This window comes from Mycobacterium sp. E3247 (assembly GCF_001667785.1).
Classification (GTDB): Bacteria; Actinomycetota; Actinomycetes; order Mycobacteriales; family Mycobacteriaceae; genus Mycobacterium.
This window is the reverse complement of record NZ_LZJG01000276.1, coordinates 1-7362: the sequence shown is the minus strand read 5'-3', so window position 1 is coordinate 7362 and position 7362 is coordinate 1. Positions and strand designations below refer to the sequence as shown.

The 7362-nt window shown below is 73.9% G+C and carries 3 protein-coding genes and 1 pseudogene; 2 read left to right on the top strand and 2 right to left on the bottom strand.

Annotation, left to right across the window (positions count from 1 at the left end; all coding sequences use genetic code 11):
- On the top strand, positions 1–4477 hold a 4477-nt coding region (locus tag A9X04_RS15310; RefSeq protein WP_067921843.1), incomplete at its 5' end, for a cation-translocating P-type ATPase.
- Between the two features lie 18 nt (positions 4478–4495).
- Here the strand turns inward: A9X04_RS15310 and A9X04_RS15305 are convergent.
- Positions 4496–6061, bottom strand: a complete 1566-nt coding sequence (locus A9X04_RS15305) for an AMP-binding protein (protein ID WP_067921840.1) — start codon at positions 6059–6061, stop codon at positions 4496–4498.
- On the bottom strand, positions 6058–6948 hold the full coding sequence (locus tag A9X04_RS15300) for an SDR family NAD(P)-dependent oxidoreductase (protein ID WP_369807535.1): 891 nt from the start codon (positions 6946–6948) through the stop codon (positions 6058–6060). The genes A9X04_RS15305 and A9X04_RS15300 overlap by 4 nt, the downstream gene beginning before the upstream one ends.
- Positions 6949–7240: 292 nt before the next feature.
- Between A9X04_RS15300 and A9X04_RS31545 the strand changes: the two are divergent.
- Positions 7241–7362, top strand: a pseudogene (locus A9X04_RS31545) (cutinase family protein); the annotation flags it as partial.

Below are 7362 nucleotides of genomic sequence, written 5' to 3'. Positions count from 1 at the left end.
GGCCGCGGCCCACGTCGAGGGCGCCCTGGGGCGGTTGGTGGTCGAATTCGAGAACGAAGGCGACAACGACGCCGTGCTCGACCGGGTCAGGGACACGGTCTGCAGCGTGGCGGCGGACCTGACCCTGGTCGCCGCCAAAGACTCGCCTCGCACGGCGCCGTTCGCCGACCCGGGAAACCCGTTGGCGATCCTGGTGCCGGCCAGCGCCGCCGCGATGGACGTGGCGGCCATCGGCGCCGCGGTGACCGGCTGGCTGGGCAGGCTGCCCGTCGCGCCGCGCAGCGCCCGCGCGGCCGCGGCCCTGCTGAATCATCAGCCGCGGGTGGTCGCCGTGCTGGAATCGCGGCTGGGCCGCGTCGGCACCGACATCGCCCTGAGCGCGTCGACCGCGCTGGCCAACGGGCTGACGCAGGCGGTCGGCACCCCGCTGCTGGATCTGGCCCAACGGAGCTTGCAGGTCTCCGAGGCCACCGCGCACCGTCAGCGATGGCGCGACCGCGAACCGGAGCTGGCCTCGCCCAGCCGCCCGCAGGCGCCGGTGGTTCCGGTGATCTCGTCGGCCGGGCCGAAATCGCAAGCGCCCCGCCATAATTCGGCGGCCGCCGCGGCGGGAGAAGCGTCCCACGTGGTGGTGGGCGGGGCCATCGACGCCGCCATCGACACCGCGAAGGGTTCGATGGCCGGGCCGGTGGAGGAGTACGCCGACCAGGCCGCCAACGCTTCGCTGCTGGCCGCGGCGGGTGCGCTGCTGGCCGGCGGCGGCACCGAGGATGCGGCCGGCGCGCTGCTGGCAGGCGTGCCCCGGGCGGCGCACACGGGCCGGCAGGCATTCGCGGCCGTGCTGGGCCGCGGCCTGGCCAACGCCGGGCAGCTGTTCCTGGACCCGGGTGCGCTGCGGCGGCTGGACCGGGTCAAGGTGGTCGTCGTCGACGGGGCCGCGCTGCGGGGCGACAACCGCGCCGTGCTGCAGGCCCGAGGCGACGTGCCCGGGTGGGACGAGGACCGCGTCTACGAGGTCGCCGATGCGTTGCTGCACGGCGAGGAGGCGCCCGAACCCGACCCCGACGAGCTGCCGGCCACCGGCGCCCGGCTGCGCTGGGTCCGGGCGCAGGAGTCGTCGGCCACGCCGGCGCAGGGACTCGAACACGCCGACCTGGTGGTCGACGGTGAGCGGGTGGGCAGCGTCGACGTCGGCTGGGAGGTCGACCCGTTCGCCATCCCGCTGCTGCAGATCGCGCACCGGACCGGCGCCCGGGTGGTGCTGCGCCACGTCGCCGGCACCGAGGACCTGACCGCCAGCGTCGCCGTGAGCCACCCACCGGGCACGCCGCTGCTGCAGTTGGTGCGCGACCTGCGAACGGATCGCGGGCCGGTGTTGCTGATCACCGCGCTGCATCGCGACTTCGCGTCGACTGACACGCTGGCCGCGCTGGCCATCGCCGACGTCGGGGTGGCGCTCGACGACCCGCAGGCGGCGACGCCCTGGACGGCCGACATCATCACCGGCACGGACCTGGCCGCCGCGGTGCGCATCCTGTCTGCGCTGCCGGTGGCCCGGGAGGCGACGGAGTCGGCGGTGCGCCTGGCCAAGGGCGGCAGCACGCTGGCGGGGCTGCTGCTGGTCACCGGTGATCCGCGCACCCTGAGCCCGTTCGCCGTGCAGCGCTGGCTCAACCCGGTGAACGCGGCCGCCGCGGCCGCCCTCATCCAGGGCACCTTCGCGGCCTCCCGGGTGCTTCGCCTGGCCGACCCCACCCCGCAACCGCTGACCGCCTGGCATGCGCTGGATCCGGAGATCGTCTACGCCCGGTTGGCCAGCCGCACGCGGCCGCTGGCCGTCGAGCCCGGCGTGGCGCCCTGGCGGCAGCTGCTCGACGACCTCTCCTACAACCCCGTGGTCGCGCCGCTGCGCGGGCCCGCGAGCCAGGTGGGACGGCTGTTGACCGCGACGCGGGCCGAACTCGCCGATCCGCTGACCCCCATCCTGGCCGTCGGGGCGGCGGCCTCGGCGATCGTCGGCAGCAGCGTCGACGCGCTGTTGGTGGCGGGCGTGATGACCGCCAACGCGATCGCGGGCGGGGTGCAACGGCTGCGGGCCGAGGCCGCTGTCGCCGAGCTGTTCGCCGAGCAGGACCAGTACGCGCGCCGGGTCGTCGTCCCCGCGGTCGCCACCGCGCACCGCCGGCTGGATGCGGCCCGCACCGCCGAGCGGACCGTGTCGGTGCACGCCAAGTCCTTGCGGCCCGGCGACATCATCGACCTGGCCGCCCCGGAGGTGGTGCCCGCCGACGCCCGCCTGCTGGTCGCCGAGGACCTCGAAGTCGACGAGTCCTTCCTCACCGGCGAATCGTTGCCGGTGGACAAGCAGGTCGAGCCCGTGGCCGTCGCCGACTCCGACCGCGCCAGCATGCTGTTCGAGGGCAGCACCATCGTCGCCGGGCACGCCCGCGCGATCGTCGTGGCGACCGGTGCGGGCACCGCCGCGCAGCGCGCGATCTCGGCGATCGCCGACGTCGAGTCGGCGGCCGGGGTGCAGGCCCGGTTGCGTGAGTTGACCAGCAAGGTGCTGCCGCTGACCCTGGCCGGCGGCGCGGCGGTGACCGCCCTGGCGCTGCTGCATCAGGGATCGCTGCGTCAGGCGGTCGCCGACGGGGTCGCCATCGCCGTGGCGGCGGTCCCCGAGGGCTTGCCGCTGGTGGCGACCCTGGCCCAGCTGGCCGCCGCCCAGCGGTTGTCGCGGCGCGGGGTGCTGGTCCGCACGCCGCGTGCGGTGGAAGCGCTGGGCCGGGTCGAGACGATCTGTTTCGACAAGACCGGCACGCTCACCGAGAACCATCTGCGCGCCGTCAGCGTTGTCCCGCACGGCACCGACGCGGACGGCGCGTTCCCCGACCTGGCCGACCCGGCGGCGGCCGCCGTGTTGCGGGCCGCGGCGCGCAGCAGCACCCAGCCGCACAACGGAGGCGGCCACGCGCACGCCACCGACGAGGCGATCCTCACGGCAGCCAACGCCGTTGACGCGCAATGGGCTTCGGACTGGACGGTGCTCGCGGACGTGCCGTTCGAATCCAGTCGCGGCTACTCCGCCGCGATCGGCATCGCGGGCGGGAACGGCGGGCCGATGCTGATGGTGAAGGGCGCGCCCGAAGAGGTCCTCCCGCGCTGCCGGTTCGCCGACTCCGATGTCGAGCAGGACCGCGCCCAGGCGCTGGTGTTGCGCCTGGCCGAGCAGGGCCTGCGTGTGCTGGCGGTGGCGCAGCGCCACTGGGAGGGCACGACCGGCGAGGAGGAGACCGACGCCGACGCCGTCGACGCCGCCGCCCACGACCTCGAGTTGCTCGGCTACGTCGGCTTGGCCGACACCGCGCGCGCCTCGGCCCGGCCGTTGATCGAGGCGCTGGTGGAAGCCGGCCGGCGGGTGGTGCTGATCACCGGCGACCACCCGGTGACCGCGCGGGCGATCGCCCGGCAACTGGGGTTGCCGCCGGACGCCCGGGAGATCACCGGGGCGGAGCTCGCCGCGCTCGGCGAGGAGGACCGCGCCAAAGTCGCGGCCGACGTGCAGGTCTTTGCCCGCGTCAGCCCCGAGCAGAAGGTGCAGATCGTCGCGGCGCTGCAGGCCGGCGGGCAGGCGGTCGCGATGGTCGGCGACGGGGCCAACGACGCGGCCGCCATCCGGATGGCCGACGTGGGCATCGGCGTGAGCGGGCGCGGCTCGTCGGCCGCGCGCGGGGCCGCCGACATCGTGTTGACCGACAACGACCTCGGGGTGCTGCTGGACGCGCTGGTCGAGGGCCGCGGCATGTGGGGCGGCGTCCGGGACGCGGTGAGCATCCTGGTCGGCGGCAACGTCGGCGAAGTGCTGTTCACCCTCATCGGCACCGCCCTGGGCACCGGCCGCGCCCCGGTGGGCACCCGCCAGCTGCTGCTGGTGAACCTGCTGACGGACATGTTCCCCGCGCTGGCGGTCGCCGTCACCCCGCAGTACCGCGAGCCGGAGGAGGCCGCCGACGGAGTCGACCGCGACGCCGAACAGCTGCACCGCGCATTCCAGCTGGCGACGCTGTCCGGGCCGTCGCCGTCCCTCGACGCGCCACTGATGCGGCAGATCGTCACCCGCGGCGCCGTCACGGCGGCGGGCGCGACGGCGGCCTGGGCCATCGGGCGCTGGACACCGGGGACCGAACGTCGCACGTCGACCATGGGACTGACGGCGCTGGTGACCACCCAGCTCGCGCAGACCCTGCTGACGCGCCGCCACAGCCCGCTCGTGCTGGGCACGGCGCTGGGCAGCGCGGGCGTGCTGGTCGCCATCGTCCAGACCCCGGGCGTCAGCCACTTCTTCGGCTGCACCCCGCTGGGCCCGGTCGCCTGGAGCGGGGTCATCAGCGCCACCGCGGGCGCGACCGTCGTCTCGGTGCTGGCACCCAACTGGCTGGCCAAGCAGGTCACCGCCCTGGAACCCAAGCACGACTGAGGCGGCACCCGCGCGCCGTCAGCCGGACAGCTCCTTGCGCAGGACCTTGCCCGCCGGATTGCGCGGGATGCTGTCGACGACGGTGATGTCGCGGGGCTGTTCGAACCGGGAGACCCTGCCCTTGAGGTACTCCCGCAGCGCTTCGGGGTCGGTGTCACTGCCCGGCTGCAAGACCACGAACGCGACCAGCCGATGGCCGAACCGTTCGTCGGGAACGCCAATGACCGCGTTGTCGGCGACGGCCGGGTGCTCGGCGAGCGCGTTCTCGACCGCGCGCGGGTAGACGTTCTCGCCGCCGGAGATGATCATGTCGTCCTCGCGGCCGACGATGTACAGCCGGCCCGCGTTGTCGAGGTAGCCCATGTCGCCGGTGCTGGTCATGCCGTCGATCACGGTCTTCGCGCCGCCACCGGTGTAGCCCTCGCCGGCCAGTTCGCCGCCGACGAAGATGCGACCGGTGACGCGCGCGCCGACGGGCCTGCCGTGTCGGTCCAGGATGCGCACCGGGCAGCCGGCGACCGGTTTGCCCACGGTCTCGGGCGCCTCGCGCAGGTCCGCGGGTGTGGCCAGGGCACCGATCCCGACCTCGGTGGAACCGTAGCCGTTGTAGAGGATGTCGCCGTAGGCATCCATGAACCGCTGCCCCAGGGTGGGATCGAGCCGGTCGCCGCTCGACATCACGACCCGCAGGTAGGGCACCGGGTTGCGGGCCCGCACCCGCTCGGGCAGGTCGAGGATGCGGGCGAGCACGATCGGCACGGCGGTGAACGCGTCGGCGCGATGCAGCGACGCCTGCGCCAGCGCGGCCTCGGCGTCGAAGTGGCGATGCGTCAGCACGGTGCCGCCGAGGGCCACGGTGAGCATCAGCATCCCCAGCCCGAGCCCGTGGAACATGGGCATGGCCACCGAGATTCGCGACCCGGTGCGCAGGCCGGTCCGGTCCAGAATGGTCACCCACGCGCCCACCGCGGACCGCAGTTGCGGTGAGCGCGGCACCCCCTTGGGCGTGCCGGTGGTTCCCGATGTCAGCAGAACGATCCGGCCCGGGGCGGCCACGCCGGGCCGCGGATCGCCCGCCCGCGCGGTGACCGTCGCCGGGTCGATGAGGACGACCGACGGGCCGGCGGCGCGGGCGCGTTCGCCGAATTCTCCGTCGGCGATCATCGTGCCGATGCGGTGGGCACTCATCGCCGACGCCAGGGCGTCGCTGCGGAAGTCCGTGTTGACCAGGACCACGTCGGCCCCCACCCGGGCGGCGGCGAAGACGCCGGCGACGAAACCGCGCCCGTTGCGGCACATCACGCCCACCGCGTCGCCGGGCCCCACACCGTCACGGGAGAGCCGGAGAGCCAGCGCCTCGGTCGCCGACCGCAACTCGCGGTAGTCGCAGGCGCCATCGTCGTCGACGATCGCCGCCCGGTCGGGCCAGCGGGCGGCGGTCACCGCCAGCAGGGTGTAGGGGTTGGTGCCGCCCCGGCGCACCTCCCGGAGCAGCCGCAGGGTGGCAACGGGTGACGGCGGGGCGAGCAGTCGCGACCGCAGCAGCGCCCGCGCCGCGGTGCCGACCACCCCCTCGCCGGTCATCGGCGGGCCTCGCGGGCGCCGCGCTCCGAGAAGAACCGTCGGTACCAGAGCCGGGCCGCTCGTTCGGCCGGCCCGGCCAGCAGCACCGAGGCCAACTCGGCCGGCAGCACCCACGGCGGTTCGTTGCTGCGGGGCCGATCGATGACGGCTTTGGCGATCGCGTCGGCGGCCTCGTCGGCCGACAGGCCGGGGAGCCGCCCCAGGATGGGGGTGGGTTCGATCATCCGGGTGCGGACCAGCGCAAAGTAGACGGTGGTGACGTCCACGCCGTCGGCGTGCAGTTCCGGCGCCACGCTGCGCAGCCACCGGTCGAAAGCCCCCTTCGACGCCTGGTAGGCGCCCCATTGCGGCCCCGGCACGACGCGCACACCGACACTGGACACGTTCACGATGTGCCCGCGCCCGTTCTCCCGCATGGCCGGTAGGAGACCCAGCAGCAGCCAGATCGGCCCCAGGTAGTTGATGTCGATGGTGCGCTGAAAGTCGTGCGGCCGGTCGTACTGGTCATGCAGCGAGCGGCGCAACGACTTGCCGGCGTTGCTGACCACGATGTCGAGCGCACCGTGTCGCTCGGTGATCTCCTTGGTCAGCGCGCCGACGGCCGCCTCGTCGGTGAGGTCGGTCGGGTAGGCGATCGCGCGGCCGCCGGCGGCGTTCACCGACGCCGCCAGGTCGCCCAGCCGCTCCTCGGACCGCGCGACGGCCAGCACCGTGGCGCCCGCGGCGGCCAACCTGCGGGCGGTCGCCTCGCCGATTCCGTACGAGGCACCGGTGACCAGAACGGTCTTACCGCTGACGGCGCTGCGTAGCCTGTCGGGATCCGACACCCGCGCCGGATTGGCCAAGTGGTCCGTGACCTTGTTGAGGACCTGCACTACTGCGTTCAACTCTGCCGCTGCATTCACTCGAGCCGCTTGTCGAGGATCGGCGGATGGCTTCACCGTGCGCTCGACTCGTCTAGTTAGCAGACCACATCGCCGTCCGGGCCGCACGCACCGCCCCGGCATTGGCCGCCTCGTCGGGCGAGATACCGGACCGGCGGGGGGCCCGGCGCCGGATCAGAGTCGCGCGCAACCCATCTCGCCCGGATACCGCCAGGTGAACGCCGCTGTGTGAACTCGCGGTAATTTCCTTGGCTTACGTTGTTTAGGCCTTCGATTCATTGGGCACCATTGCGGCATGATCGCACGTCAAATAGCCCGTTTTGTTGCTCCAGCAGTCGCTGCGGCGTCCGGCCTCGGCGCGTCGGCCCTCGTCGGTTCCGCCCTGCCCACCGCCGCCGCCCAATGTCCCGACGTCCA

Excerpts from the sequence above, each read along its gene's own strand:
- A9X04_RS15305 (WP_067921840.1), bottom strand. The coding sequence starts at position 6,061 with ATGACCGGCGAGGGGGTGGTCGGCACCGCGGCGCGGGCGCTGCTGCGG.